The organism is Bradyrhizobium sp. 27S5 (assembly GCF_037217225.1).
In the GTDB taxonomy this organism is placed as follows: domain Bacteria; phylum Pseudomonadota; class Alphaproteobacteria; order Rhizobiales; family Xanthobacteraceae; genus Bradyrhizobium; species Bradyrhizobium septentrionale.
Map to the genome: position 1 here is coordinate 3362776 of NZ_CP147714.1, position 13606 is coordinate 3376381.

The window sequence follows — 13606 nt, forward strand, 5'->3', positions numbered from 1 at the left end:
CGGATGGATTCGGGAAATGCTCTTTGATCGCTTGATCGGAAAGGCGTCGCCCGAAACGGGGCTGCGCCGGGCGATCGCTCTTATCGAGAAAGAGCGGTTTGCTGAAGCGCTGCCGCAGCTGGCCCGAATGGCCGAAGCGGGCAGCGCGGAAGCTGCGTATCACATCGGAAGGCTTTACCTTCAGGGCGCCGGCGTACCGTTTAGTCGGACGGAGGGCGCGCGCTGGTTGGAACGCGCGGCGTTGAACGGCAACGCCGAGGCGCAGTCTATGCTGGCATCGCTCTTGCTCCAGGGGCTCGGCTCGCAGGCGCGAGAGGACCGCAGCGGCGCCGCAGCGCGACTATTTTCGCAGGACAGCACGGCAAAGCCAGATTTCGACGCTGCCCTGAGATGGGCTCGTATGGCGGCTGACGCCGGGTCTCCCGACGGACAGGCTCTGCTCGCTTACATTCTAACCTATGGTCCGTCACCGCTCAGAGACCAGATACAGGCGAGAGAATGGTATCGCCGCTCCGCCGCCGCAGGCTGCGCCCAAGGACACTTGGGATATGCGCTGTCGCTCGCTGGAGACCCGAACCGGGCCGCTCACAGGGACGAGGTCGTCGAACACATGCAAGCAGCGGCGGCCGCTGAAATTCCGACGGCCGTCTTTATGCTGGGTGTGCTTACGGAAGGAGGGATCAGCGGCAAACACGATCCGACTGCAACCGCTGAACTCTACCGCAAAGCTGCTGAGCTGGGACACCGCGGTGCGCAGATTAAATGGGGGACGCTGCTGATTGAAGGTACCGTCGTTGCCAGGGATCTGGTGTTGGGCGAGACTTGGCTTCGTCGTGCTGCCTTGGCAGGTGACGCTCGTGCCGCGGAACTGGTCGGCAACCTTTATGCCAAGGGCGGAGCATTGCCGCCGAACTATGTGGAAGCGGCAAACTGGTATCGTCGTGCGGCAGAGGGTGGAAACGCGGCGGCTGCTCGGTCGTTGAGTTCGTTCTACATGACCGGAGCCGGAGTACCTCGGGACAGCCATGAAGCGGCCCGCTGGTTGCGCATCGCTGCCGAGGCCGGAAATTTGGATGCTCAGGTCGACGTCGGAAACGACTTGCTGGAACGAGCGGCCAGTGGAGAGGAATCTCCGCCGGTCGCGGATTGGTTCATGCAGACGGCGCAACGCGGCAATCTTGTCGCCGCGTTCAATCTTGGCGTTTGCCTTCTCCAGGGCATAGGCGTTGAGCGCAACGAACAACAAGCAGCGGTCTGGCTGAGGCGTGCGGCTGAAGGGGTCCCGGAGGCGCAATTTATGATCGGTCGTCTTGTTGCCGATGGGCGTGGTGTGCCGGCCGATCCGAGAGCAGCGCGCGATTGGTTCGCGCGTGCGGCGCAGGGAGGGATCACCGATGCGCAGGTTGCCCTGGCCGAGATGCTCGTGAACGGTCGCGGGGGCCCGCAGGATGCTCCCGCCGCGCTTAAATTGTGCGAGCAGGCCGCCGCCCACGGCCACGCTGGAGCAATGTTTGCACTCGGCGCTATATATAGCGGCGGCCATGCCATTCCCGTTGATCGAGCCAAAGCCGAGCATTGGTTTCGAGCAGCCGCAGAACGCGGTCATGGTCAAGCTCAACTCATGCTTGGGCGTTATCTGCGAAGCGGTGCGGCGGGGCACAGCGACCTCAAGCAAGCGAGTCACTGGTTGGAGATGGCTGCCGCCCAAGGCATTGTCGAAGCAGACTCAGAACTGGCGGAACTGGCAAGAGCTTCACCACGATAAATCTTACGAACGGGCGGGCCGTCCTGGCTCCGAGATTTCGAGCCATGCCGACTAACGGTGGGCACCGAAAATAGATGAGATCTTGGGACTTCGAGTGAACGCCGCGCACTTCAAACGAAAGCTCACGCATCTTCAGTGCTTCCGCACAATTCCATATTCGAGGCGGGCGCCGTGATGTTATCAAAGCCGGCCAGAATTGACGAACTCAACCCGCTTTGCTGCATGTAAGCAGCTCCGTCCTTTTCAGCGAGATTCCTGATGCGACGTGTGTCAGCTTCAAGATACTCGCACCCTTTCCGGTGCAGATGGTCAATCCAGTATTCTGACGTCTGCAAGTTGACGTGGTGATACCCGATTTGCCCAGGAACGGCATGGGTCATCAGGATGTATTTGCCACACGTGAGACTGAGGAGGACATTCTCCAGGTATCTTTCGTCAATGTGCTCGACGACCTCTTGGCAATGAACCAAGTCTGTTCGAGTGACGATCGGGGCTTGGGTAATATCCTGCTGAAACGCCGGGTAAGTTGATTTTTCAACGCTCTCTGGAAATCCATCGGTCGCCAACACCCTGAGACCGGCTTTGTGAAAGTAATGAGCAGCGTTTCCACATCCACTGCCAAGGTCCAATACCGATTGAATACAAAATCTGGAAATTACGTAGTCCCATACCAAGGGACAGTAGGTGAAGGGATCGCCAGCCTTGATACTTCCGCCAAGATGCGGCGTGTTTTGGTCTGCAGCGTTTTGCAGTCCGCGATATGTAATGGGTTCCATTTTCAGCATCCAACTCAAAATGAAAGTTTGATACTCGCAATAAGCGGTTGCCGCGTCTAGAGCTTCCTTGGCCTCCACCGGCATTTCGGCGGAACACAGCCAGTAGCGGAGGAAGTGAGCAGATTTGCAGCGCCGGAGCACGCACGATTGATTCCGCGCTCGTTGGGCGCATTGCGACTATCATCGCGGGCGATCGGATCTGCATCGGGCTACTGTTTGTCGTGGGCGCGCAGTCGCTTGCTCACCGGTATGTCTACGGAGCATCAAGCGAGAACGTTGTGCAGATCCCGCAAACAAGCATGGGCGAAAAAGACAACTTCGCTCCACGCGTTGGCCCAGGTCACCTTAGAAGCTCTTGAAGCCGACGGGGCAAAGCCGGCGAAGCCTGCAGTTTTTTGCAGCTATCCGTCCAAGCCTCCAGATATTGCTCGAGCGGGATGGCGCTGCGGCCACCCCATCGATTCAGCGCGCCAAGCGCTTCAATGCTGGCAGGGTTGCGTTCATATTCTTCGAGGATGAAGAGAGATGCCGCCTGTGCAAACGCGTTCAGGCAGGGATCTGCCTCCAACGCGGCACGATGCTGCCTGAACCAAGCGCTGGGGTTCTTTGAATTACCTTGTTCAGTCGCCAGTTTTCCGTACCGCTCGACAGCATTTTGTCGATAGACCGCGACGGCGGCGCCAAAACCGCTGTCATCCCTGAACGGAGGATCGCGCGACCAGTTATCCGCCAACAGGGCGAGTCCTCGGAGCGTAAAGGCTTCTACCAGCGACTCCTCCAGCCATTGGCTGGGTGCTGCAGGTTTGGCATCCGGTCGCCATGAGTTGGATGTAACGTGTCCCAACTCGTGACCAAACTGATAGGCGAGCCTCGACCAATCCCGTTCCCCAATGTCGACGACAATCCAGGCAAAGTCGGTTGTGTCCTTGTGAAGCCAGATCGCGGGAGGGCCGCTGGTGCGCTCCTCAACGCGCAAGCGGTCGGGTTGGTCGTTTGAAACAAGCCGAAAACCATCAAGGCAAGCAGCACGCATCCGCTCAACAACTTGCAGAGCCGCATGCGGGATCATGCGACCCCAATCGCCCGCGAGTTCGATTGGAGCGGCGCGGAGGCCTGCACCTGCACCATGATCGGCTGTCGAAAACATGGAGCACTATCCTTCGGGCTATCACAACTTCAGCACCTGGCGCTGATTACACAATGATATTGTGATCAGAGCAATGCGCAATATCGTCCCGCTCGCGCGGCGGCGTGGAATCAGCGCCCAAGCCCGCGAGGCTGGCGCGGGTGCGTAATTTGAGGTCCGTCGACGCCTGCTTTTAGTGTTCGGCCTGTTCTCACGTTCAACCCATGTCCGCTATCCGGCGTATTGCAGACCCAAACCGGACTGGCCATGTGTGAAAGTCGGTTGTCGGCCTCGGCTTACTTCGTCTCTGGAGGGCAGGCCATATTGCTCGGCGCGTGCCTCTGCCAATTTCCTGTATGCCGCGGCCTGTTTTAGCAGCTCTGCTTTGAACGCTTCGTTGTGCTCCGAGGCCGCGAGTTTCTCAAACTCAACGGCGCGCTCCCGTCGGACCGGCAGCAATCGGGTCAGGTCAACCCTGGCAATCGGCCGATGATCCGCCTTCGGAGCCCGGTGTGTCAATTACATCGGCTGCACGTCGTGACGCGAATGATGGACAACGCGACATTCCGTTCTGAATCTGCCCAGGTGATTGCCAGGCGCGCCTTGGGATCGCAAATCGGTCCGGTCAGACCAGCCCGTTTGCGCGAATTAGCAGTGAGCCGATCATGTCGTCGGAGGGCCTTCGAAGTGCGCCAATCCGCTTAGCGAGATCAGCAGTTAGGACAACACCGTTGCCACTTAGTGCACAAAATGTCGCACGGACTGCGCATCGGATGTAAACAGTGGCCCAGTACAAATGAGGTTGTGCTTAATGAACTAGACTAGAGGATCGCTCCGTGATTTGGGAGCGTTCTGATTGCGTTCGTACACCGTCACATAGGTGAGGTTGCCATGCACGCCAAACTCTTGAAAGCGCGTTTCGGCCTTCTTTATTCCCTTATTGCCACCGTTGTTCTGCCCTCAACTCAAGTCTCCGCGGGTGACGAGGCATTCATCGTCCTGCCCGGCGAGCCGACTCGCTATAGCGGACAGCAAGGTCGAGAGGGGGATTTCACCGAACTATTGGCCACGGCTGATAAAACTGGGGGGCAGCTCGGCTATTTTCGTCAGACCATCGCACCCAAGAGCGGTCCCCCTACACACCTGCACGAAATGGAAGCTGAGTTTTGTTACGTTGTGAGCGGTCAGTTCAACTTTAAACTGGGCGAACGCATTGTGAGCGCGCCCGCCGGCGCCTTTGTGTTCATTCCTCATCACACTCCGCACACGTTCCAAAACGTCGGGACGGAGCCCGGTGTATTGCTGTTTGGTGTGACGCCCGGTGGATTCGAGAAGATGTTCGCGGAGCGGCAAGGTGTCGATGCCGAAACGAACCAAAAGCTGATGGCGATGCACCACATGAAAGTCGTGGGTCCGCCTCTTAGGTAAGCGCCCACCATTGAGTGTTCCCCCCGTGAGGCCGCAAGCCGCGTGGTTAGACCAGGGCGTTTGCGCATATCAGCAGTTGGTTGACCTGCTCGCGAAGAGATCGACGACCGCGATCATGTGCTCGACCAGCGGATCAGCTCGCCGGATCTCGGTCGTGAGATCCCATCCTCCTGGACGGCAGCGTCCGCGGCGATCTCGGCCTTGACCGCGGCCCAATTGCCGCGTCTCGTCAGAGGCGCGTTTAAGGCCGAGCGTGGTGGCGGCGAAATAGCCTCGGTGAGCGGGCGCTCACGCCCGCTCTGGCGTCGGCTAAGGGTGGTCAAAAGACGACATCGGCGTGCGCCGCGTTTGTCCTCTCTGGGCCACGAGCGGACCTGGGCGCCATCGGCTGAGTGGATGAATCCGTCACCTTGCGAGAACTCAGGGAACAAGCACCGCTGGCAGTGGTCCTGTTGGCTGCGGTACAAACTGATTCTGCTGCGCCCGAGCCACCGCCAGGATCGCCAATGCAATTGCGAGGACCGCCAAGAGTCTGGCCATCAATCAAATCCGCTGAAAATCTTGTTGGTACGTGCGAGATGATCGTAGCTTTGCGCTCCTTTGGAACGGCCATCGTTCGATGGCGACTAGGATCGACCGGTCCCAATCAATGCATACAGGCTGAAGAAATCAGCACTGTGAACATGTCGACGTCGAACTCGTTCTCCAAACTCTTTCCGAACCGCCTTAGCCATTTATCCTGGGCCAGGTAGGCCAACTTCTCGCGGGCCTGTGGGCAATCAAATTTGAGGTTTCCAAGATTCTGAAGGTGATGGACCATTTCGTGTACCAGGACCGATTGGTCCGCCGGCGAAGTGCCGCCCCAATCATCAGGAAGCAGGATCGTTCTCGTTTGGTTGTCGTACAGTGCGACAACCTCGCGCTGAGTTAGTTGCCCATCGTTCATGAAGCGTTGCGAAGAAGCACGGTCCGTTGCACGCAACCTCGCAAGTTCCATCTTCGACGCAAATTCAACAACGGGACGTTCTTTGATGGCAGGCAGATCGAAATTCGATGAGAGCCAACTCACAATGTCATCCAACAAGTCTTCCGTAGGTTGAGCTGCATCAGAATGCAACGAAGCCGAACGCGATTCGGTGGGCGCGCTGCGCTCCAAAGCATATTCGCAATGGGCTCTAGAGGATGTGGCTAACAGGGAGGCTATCGCCGCGACCAAGAGGAATTGTTTGAACATGACCCTCTCCTCGGAGGCTGTTCGAAAAACAAACTCTTCAAAAAATCAGTCGGCAGTTGAACGGCTGGAAACATAGCATTTCGCTTGGCGACGCCGTTGTGAACTCATTCACACCCAAAGGAGGCACAACGCCGGTCACCGAATATGCTGGCGAGCGGCGTGCCTTGTACCTTACCGGGACACCGTCCGGCCGTTCAGCAGACGACGTAGCCGCCCACGCATTCCGGGAGCTTCGCCGCGCTACTTGGGAGGAATGGCGCCCAGAGGGTCCGATCGAAATTGATTGCGTGGAAACCATCATTCTTTGCCAATGGACGGCCTCATAGATCGTAATTTGCGTCGCTTGTTTTCGCTGCAGGCGCAGAAAAAGCTTGATCGCGAAGCGAAGGCGAAGGCGAAGGTCGCTAACACCAAGGTCACCTGAAGCAGTCTACTTTCGAACATGAGGGCGCGAGGCGAAATACAATCTAAGATAGAACACGAAAGGGACCTAACAAATTGCATTTTGTCCAGTTGCAACGAATGAGGGTGTTTTGACGAAATGAGTATATCAAGCGACTGAAATTGTTGTGATATCGACCGTCCCAGCGCGGCGCATTTGGACGCTGCCCGACTCTGATCAGATTATTTAACCGCTCGTTTCGGCAGGAATAGACGCGGCCCGCGCGTGCCTAAGCTATTCTTCTAGTTCGCCGTCAGCACTGCATCGACGCGGCGGCTGTTTCGTGCGCTGATGATGATCGCGCCGTTGCGGGTCGCAAATTTCGCACCGACGAGCCGCGGCACTTTCTCCGTCAGCGATGACGGCAGCGGAATCATTCCGCCGGTGATGGGATCGCCGACGTTGACCGGCGGCCCGCCAGCGCTGGCCGAAGGCGCCGCCTTGATGTACTCCCTGACCAACTGAATCTCTTCCCGCGAGAGGTTGAGCGCGGCCTGTTGGGCGGCGGCGTCAAGCGCCTTCCTTTCTGCCTCCGCCTTGTCTTGCGCGGCTTCCTGCTGGGCGGCGTCGCGCTTCGCGGTTTCGATCTGTTCGAGTCTTGCGAGCCGTTCCCGCAGCGGAACCAATTCCCGGCGCAGCGTGGCAACGTCCGACTTCAGGGTGGAGCTCTGACCGAGCGCAATCGCTGCGGCAACGCAGGCAACGACCGCGATTACGCTGAGACAGGCGACGGCGAACCCTGTCACGCCAACCCGATCGCCGGCCTTGCGATCTGCCATGCCGTCCGAGGAACGCCGACGCCGCCGGCGAGCGAACTTCGGCATGCTGCTGGCGAGCAATCCGACGAGTCGCGATAGCCGGGAATCGCTTCGGGTCGTCTCGTGAATCGAGCCAAAGGCCGGCTCGAATACGATTGGAACATCGGCGCGTGGTTCGGGTGCGGGATCAATGTCGTCGGTCCGGTCGACGACAGCACTGCTTAGCGCATCGTGCGTGTCGGCAACAACGGTGTCCGGGCGCTCTTGCCGTTCATTGGATTCTTGCTCGATGCGCTGCCGTTCGCCACGTGAAGCTTCGAGCGAGTGCCATAGCGAGAGGCCGGAGTCGGTGATCTGCAGACCGGCGTCATTGATCGAAGCCAATCCGGCTTCGAAGACGTCAGCGTCGCCCAGCTCGGACGATCGCCTCACCTGCGCAGCTCCATCGCCGCCTGCGATCATGCGCTTGACCTCGCGGCTGACCTCCTCAAGTGGGATCCGTTGCTCGGGCCTTGCGGCCAGCACGCTCAGGATCGCCAGATTGAACTTCATGCGGCGCCTCTCGATGCCTCATCAACCGGTCGCGCAGCCGTTGCTCTCCCGTGCGGGCGATTTGCGAGCGCCAGCGAACGTCGAAGCGGATAGTCAATGCCGGCATCGACGTCCATCAGTCAGAGAGTCGGGCGAGTGTAACGGCTCGCGCATAGGCAAACAATCCGCCGTCAAGCATGCAACAGACGGATAAGTCCGCCTAGGGAGGGGCGGGGCAGGTTCGCGTGGCCGAAGCACGCCTCAGAGAAATTCGCGCAGCCTGGAGAGCTCGAGCACATGCTCCGGCGACAGCACCTCGGGGACGAGGGGAGGCTGCGACTTGGTCCGGATCTCATAGAGGTGTCGCGTCTTCTCAGGCTTGTCCATGAAATCGCGAATGCATTGGTCGAGCGTCCCGTTGACGACCATATAGGGTACCCGATCCTCTCGCTTGGCATTGTTGAGAGACGGCCACTTGTAAAGCGAGGCCGTGGCCTGAAAGTCCACCTGATGAGCGTGATCGTTCATTTGAGGATATCAACCCCAAAGAGCTTGTCCGTCAATGAACGGAGGCCGACAGACGCGCCGATACGCGAACGATCGACAAGGCGCATTGACGGACTGACATCCGTCATGCCGCACGCCAGCACAATCATAAATTCCGGATACATATTGTTCTTGTTTTGTTCTGGTGCCAATCTTCGCATCTGGGGTCGACCAATTTCGGTCGGGGGCCGGGGTGAACGGCTTGAGATGGCAACGGCAGCGACGATCCTTCACGCCGACCTCGATGCATTTTACGCGTCGGTCGAGCAGCTGCTTGAGCCTATGCTGAGAGGCAGGCCGGTCGCCGTCGGGGGCGGGGTTGTGCTTGCCGCGTCCTACGAGGCCAAGGCCTTCGGCGTGCGTGGCGGCATGTCGGGACGGGAAGCGCGCGAACTGTGCCCGCAGCTCATTTTTGTCGGCGGGCATTTCAGCGACTACCAGCGGCTGGGTGATGCGGCCATCAAGGTGATAGGCGATTTCACACCGCTCGTCGAGCGCATTTCGATCGATGAGGCGTTCGCCGACGTTGCCGGCTGCACGCACCTGTTCGGAACGCCCGCCGAGATCGCCGCGGCGATCCGGCGGCGCGTACGCACTGAGCTCGGTTTGCCGATCTCGGTGGGCGTCGCACGCACCAAGCATCTGGCAAAGGTCGCCTCGCAAGTCGCAAAACCCGACGGGCTTGTCGTGGTTGATCCCGACGCCGAGCTGAAATTCCTTCACGAATTGCCGGTTGAACTGATGTGGGGTGTGGGGCCGGTCACCCGGACGCGGCTGGCGGCGATCGGTGTTTCGACAATCGGACAGCTTGCCAAATTGTCCGAACGGTCGTTGGCAAGGTTGCTCGGTCCCGCGGCGGGCGAGAAGCTCGCAGCCCTGGCCTGGAATCGCGATCCACGACAACTCAAGCCGCACCGCCGTGCGCGCTCGGCAGGAGCACAATCGGCGCTTGGCCGAAAGCCGGCGATCGAGCAAGTCATTCGGCCAACGCTGCTTCATCTCGCCGACCGCGTCGCCACGCGGCTTCGGGCAAAATCCCGGCCTGGACGTACCGTGACGGTGCGCGTTCGTTTCGCCGACCTGAAGTCGGTGACACGGTCGATGACGCTCGATGCGCCGGTGTGCACGACAATGATCCTCGCCCGCCTCGCCGGAAGTCTGGTACGCGCTGCGCTTGCTGACCACCCGGGCGAGAAGATCATCTCGCTTCTGGCTATCTCGGTGTCGCACCTCGAGGAACACTGGGATCTTGCTCTCGACCTCCCGCTCGGACTGGCCGATGAAGCACTTCGCCCTGGAAGTCCGCCGGGGATGGCCCGCTGGGCGGCAGACTGTGCCATCGACAGGATCCGCGATCGCTTTGGCTGGGACGCGATCGGATACGGTTCGGCGGCGCTGGAGGCTGTTCGTTCGGTCCCCGATGAATTTCGCAAGCTTGCCGAGAAAGACCTCTAGAATTCGTGATTCACTTTCTCGTCAGTCCATTAACAAAAGGCAATTTGGAATCGCGCCCTTGTGAGTGGTGACCTCGCGCACTCGGCCTATTCTGGGGATGCGGAGGACAGCCATGAAGCACAGCGCCGAACTGATCCAGACCATGCGCGATGCGTTGGACACGGTCATGGCCAGCGTTCCTGCGGATCAATCCGTTTTCGGTCTCAAGGCGGCCGTTGCTGAATGCATCCTGAGAGCCGCCGCTCACGGCCAGACGTCGTTCGACGGACTTGTCACCTCAGCGTCCAATCAGCTGCAATCGATCATCTCGATGCTGACCTAGGAGATCAGGTCGCGGCCAGGCCGTCCGGAGAAATAGCTCGAAGGGCAGGGGATCGCACCGCCGAGAAACTGATCTAGCTAGCCGCAAGCAGTCTACAACCTTGATGTCGACGCGGTGACTGAACCTGATCGGCTTTCGTCGCGGCCCGCGGTTGTGCTGCCTTGTAGCGATCGATATCGCGCTCAGCGTCGGGCACGCCTGGCCTGCGCCGTCGTTGTGCTGGCCGGGCGTGGCGGCCGAGCAGTCGTTCATCCGGCCCATCTGGATTCGTCGGCTCCCGGATGATCGCGTGACCTGCACCAGCATGTCGAGCGCGCGCCGGCCATGGCCCTGCCTTGGGGGGCGCTCGCCGTGAGGCCAAGCGGCCCGGCTCGTACGATCCACGACACGCGGCAGCAAGGCGTCGCGCGTGGCACTGCCCGGGATTCCGCTCCATTGCGCGGCCTCAGCCCCAAGCCCCATCGGGTCTCCGAGGAGCGGGGCACGTCCTGCGGAGCTGAAAACCCCCGTCCAACCGCGAAGCCATCCGTTGACAATCGACCCGGATGGTAGAATTATAACATAAATAGTTCGGAAAATAACACGATGTCACCATCGTAGCAGCGATGGGCGGAGTGGGAGGAGAAGGTGGAGCCGTCTGGTTCGGTTGCAGCACAACCGACGCCGCCGCTTGTGCTGGTCAACGGCATCAACAAGCGCTTTGGCGGCGTGCGCGCGCTGCGCGACGTCAGCCTCGAGGTGCGGGCCGGCGAGGTGCATGCGCTGCTGGGCGAGAACGGCGCCGGAAAATCCACGCTGATCAAGATTCTCAGCGGTGTTCATACCTTCGACAGCGGCTCAATCGAGATTGCGGGCCGGCGGGTGGCATTCGACAGTCCAGCAAAGTCGCGCGAGGCGGGGATCGCCGTCGTCTATCAGGACCTCAGCCTTGTTGAGTCCTTGAGCGTAGCCGACAATCTGCTGCTCGGTCGTGAACCACGCACCCGTTTCGGCTTCGTCAGGAAGCGCGAATTGATGGCACAGGCCGAGGCGTTCCTGACGCAGCTTGGCATCCCCCTCGATATCAAGGCCACCGTCGGCTCGCTGCCGTTTGCCTATCGCCAGATGACGGAGATCGCGAAGGCGCTGATGGGCGAGGTGCGGCTGCTCATTCTCGATGAGCCGACGTCCTCGCTGACATCGGACGAGGTCCGCATCCTGTTCGAAGCGATCGGCAAGGTGACGCGCCGCGGCGTCGGCGTGATCTATGTGACGCACCGGCTGAATGAAGTCTTCGAGATTTCGCAGCGCGTGACCGTGCTGCGCGACGGCGCCAATGCCGGCACCTTCGTCGCCGCCGATACTGACATGAAGCGGCTGGTCAATGCCATCGTCGGCATCGATCGGGCGTTGCCGGTGACGACGAGGACCGAGCCGCAAGCTGCCCGCGCCTTCGAAGCGGCTCCGGTTCTGTCGCTGTCGAATGTCTCCAATGACCGGATGCGTGCTGTCGACCTGTCGGTCCTGAAAGGCGAAATTCACGGGCTGGCCGGATTGATCGGCAGCGGGCGTACCGAGATTCTCGAGACGATCTTTGGGCTCCGTGCCGTCGAGCATGGCACGTTGCAGATCGACGGCCGCGATTGGCTGCCAAAGAACCCGGCGGATGCGATCGATCGCGGAGTAGCCCTGGTGCCGGAGGATCGCCACGTCCAGGGCCTGGTGCTCGACCATTCGATCGAGCGCAACGTCACCCTGTCGCGGCTGCCTTACTTCTCGCGTTGGGGCTGGATGCAGCAGGCCGCAGCTTCCAGGCGCGTGGAGACCGCGATTAGCAGGCTTGCAGTGAAGGCGCCGGGCGCGTCGAGCCTGGTCAGGACGCTCTCCGGCGGCAATCAGCAGAAGGTGGTGTTCGGCAAGTGGAATGATCCGAGGCCGCGCATCCTGCTGCTGGACGAACCCACGGTCGGCGTCGACGTCGGCGCGCGCGAGGAGATCTATGCCGTGATCCGGCACGCCGCTCGCGACGGCACCGCTGTGCTGGTCGTGTCGTCCGATCTGGTCGAATTGATCGAGCTCTGCGACCGCACCTCGGTGATCGTTGACGGCTGCGTCGCCCGCACGCTTGTACGCGGCGAGATCGACGACGCCGAAGAGCTCCACCATCTGCTTCAACTGTACCAGGCGTCCGGCCAAGGCGTTTTTGACAAAGCCGCATTGCACGAGTTGCCCGCATGACCGAACTGACTGCCCCCAACGTCGTCGCATCGCCGACGAGATCCGACCGCCGCCGCAAGCTGCTGCAGAACCTGTTGCGCGGCGAGCGGCCCTACATGCTCTACATCGCCTTCGTGATCCTGCTGGTCGTGTTCAGCCTGTCATCGCCCTGGTTCCTGTCGGTCCAGAATTTCCTGAATATCGGACGGCAGACGACGCTGGTGTCGATTATCGCGGTCGGCATGACCTTCATCATCATCGCGCGCCAGATCGATCTGTCGGTGGCATCGACGCTGGCCCTGTCGGGGATGGCGGCTGCGCTCGCGATGAGCCAGATCAGCAACAGCTGGATCGTCGGCGCCGCCGCCGGGCTCGGCACCGGTGCGCTGGTCGGGTTGCTCAACGGCATCCTGACCACGCAGCTTCAGATCCCGTCCTTCCTGGTGACGCTTGGCACCCTGAGCATGGCGCGCGGACTGGCGATGATGGTCACCAACACCAAGCCGGTCATCATCACCAACGAGACCTATTTTGCGATCTTCGGCGAGGGGTCTTTTCTCGGCATCCCCGTGCCGATTGCCTGGACGCTGGCGGCGATGATCGTCGGCATCCTGCTGCTGCACTACAACGTGTTCGGGCGGAGGATCTACGCCGTCGGCGGCAACCCGACCGCGGCATTGTATTCCGGCATCAACACCAAATGGGTGACGACGGCGGCCTTTGTTCTCACCGGCACGCTGGCCGGCCTCGCAGCGCTGGTGCTCTCCGCGCGTTCGCATGCCGCGCGGCCCGATGTCGTGCAAGGCATGGAGCTCGACGTCATCGCAGCCGTCATCCTCGGCGGCTGCAGCCTGTTCGGCGGACGCGGCTACATCCTGGGGACGCTGTTCGGCAGCCTGATCATCGGCACGCTCAACAACGGTCTCGTGCTGCTCGGTGTCAGTTCGCCGATGCAGCTCGTGATCAAGGGCGCAATCATCGTGGCCGCGGTGGCCTTCACCAAACGCTAGTCGAGGTCGAACGCAGC

11 protein-coding genes are annotated in these 13606 nt (G+C 60.5%); 6 read left to right on the forward strand and 5 right to left on the reverse strand.

The window, feature by feature from the left end:
• Positions 1-16 precede the first annotated feature (16 nt).
• Positions 17-1765: a tetratricopeptide repeat protein gene (locus tag WDM24_RS15455; RefSeq protein WP_338831770.1), complete on the forward strand. Its 1749-nt coding sequence runs from the start codon at positions 17-19 to the stop codon at positions 1763-1765.
• Positions 1766-1887: 122 nt separating this feature from the next.
• Here the strand turns inward: WDM24_RS15455 and WDM24_RS15460 are convergent, their stop codons facing one another.
• Entirely contained in the window at positions 1888-2619 is a 732-nt protein-coding gene (locus WDM24_RS15460; protein ID WP_338831771.1) for a class I SAM-dependent methyltransferase, read from the reverse strand.
• Between the two features lie 262 nt (positions 2620-2881).
• Positions 2882-3688 (reverse strand): hypothetical protein, encoded by an 807-nt coding sequence (locus tag WDM24_RS15465; RefSeq protein WP_338699219.1) that lies wholly within the window; start codon positions 3686-3688, stop codon positions 2882-2884.
• A gap of 870 nt (positions 3689-4558) precedes the next feature.
• Between WDM24_RS15465 and WDM24_RS15470 the strand changes: the two genes are divergently transcribed.
• Positions 4559-5095 carry a cupin domain-containing protein gene (locus tag WDM24_RS15470; RefSeq protein ID WP_338831772.1) on the forward strand — a complete coding sequence of 179 codons (537 nt, stop codon included), beginning with the start codon at positions 4559-4561 and terminating at the stop codon, positions 5093-5095.
• 646 nt (positions 5096-5741) lie between these two features.
• On the opposite strand, the gene WDM24_RS15475 is transcribed toward WDM24_RS15470, so the two are convergent.
• The 3 genes from WDM24_RS15475 to WDM24_RS15485 form a co-directional block, all read right to left on the reverse strand.
• Positions 5742-6329: a DUF6647 family protein gene (locus WDM24_RS15475; protein WP_338699223.1), complete on the reverse strand. Its 588-nt coding sequence runs from the start codon at positions 6327-6329 to the stop codon at positions 5742-5744.
• Positions 6330-7013: 684 nt separating this feature from the next.
• A complete protein-coding gene (locus WDM24_RS15480; RefSeq protein WP_338699225.1) occupies positions 7014-8081 on the reverse strand; it encodes a hypothetical protein in 1068 nt (355 codons plus the stop codon).
• Positions 8082-8321: 240 nt separating this feature from the next.
• Positions 8322-8588: a hypothetical protein gene (locus WDM24_RS15485; protein ID WP_338831773.1), complete on the reverse strand. Its 267-nt coding sequence runs from the start codon at positions 8586-8588 to the stop codon at positions 8322-8324.
• Positions 8589-8813: 225 nt separating this feature from the next.
• Here WDM24_RS15485 and dinB point away from each other — a divergent pair, with 225 nt between their 5' ends.
• The 4 genes from dinB (at position 8814) to WDM24_RS15505 (ending at position 13589) form a co-directional block, all read left to right on the forward strand.
• Entirely contained in the window at positions 8814-10061 is a 1248-nt protein-coding gene (dinB, locus tag WDM24_RS15490) for a DNA polymerase IV (RefSeq protein WP_338832392.1), read from the forward strand.
• A gap of 112 nt (positions 10062-10173) precedes the next feature.
• On the forward strand, positions 10174-10383 hold the full coding sequence (locus tag WDM24_RS15495) for a hypothetical protein (protein ID WP_165123139.1): 210 nt from the start codon (positions 10174-10176) through the stop codon (positions 10381-10383).
• Positions 10384-11010: 627 nt separating this feature from the next.
• Positions 11011-12600 (forward strand): sugar ABC transporter ATP-binding protein, encoded by a 1590-nt coding sequence (locus WDM24_RS15500; RefSeq protein WP_338831775.1) that lies wholly within the window; start codon positions 11011-11013, stop codon positions 12598-12600.
• Positions 12597-13589 carry an ABC transporter permease gene (locus WDM24_RS15505; RefSeq protein ID WP_338699237.1) on the forward strand — a complete coding sequence of 331 codons (993 nt, stop codon included), beginning with the start codon at positions 12597-12599 and terminating at the stop codon, positions 13587-13589. Before WDM24_RS15500 ends, WDM24_RS15505 begins: the two co-directional genes overlap by 4 nt.
• The last annotated feature ends 17 nt before the right edge of the window (positions 13590-13606 follow it).

Coding starts and splice junctions, on each gene's coding strand:
- WDM24_RS15455 (WP_338831770.1), top strand. CDS start 17: ATGCTCTTTGATCGCTTGATCGGAAAGGCGTCGCCCGAAACGGGGCTG.
- WDM24_RS15465 (WP_338699219.1), bottom strand. CDS start 3,688: ATGTTTTCGACAGCCGATCATGGTGCAGGTGCAGGCCTCCGCGCCGCT.
- WDM24_RS15470 (WP_338831772.1), top strand. CDS start 4,559: ATGCACGCCAAACTCTTGAAAGCGCGTTTCGGCCTTCTTTATTCCCTT.
- WDM24_RS15475 (WP_338699223.1), bottom strand. CDS start 6,329: ATGTTCAAACAATTCCTCTTGGTCGCGGCGATAGCCTCCCTGTTAGCC.
- WDM24_RS15480 (WP_338699225.1), bottom strand. CDS start 8,081: ATGAAGTTCAATCTGGCGATCCTGAGCGTGCTGGCCGCAAGGCCCGAG.
- WDM24_RS15485 (WP_338831773.1), bottom strand. CDS start 8,588: ATGAACGATCACGCTCATCAGGTGGACTTTCAGGCCACGGCCTCGCTT.
- dinB (WP_338832392.1), top strand. CDS start 8,814: ATGGCAACGGCAGCGACGATCCTTCACGCCGACCTCGATGCATTTTAC.
- WDM24_RS15495 (WP_165123139.1), top strand. CDS start 10,174: ATGAAGCACAGCGCCGAACTGATCCAGACCATGCGCGATGCGTTGGAC.
- WDM24_RS15505 (WP_338699237.1), top strand. CDS start 12,597: ATGACCGAACTGACTGCCCCCAACGTCGTCGCATCGCCGACGAGATCC.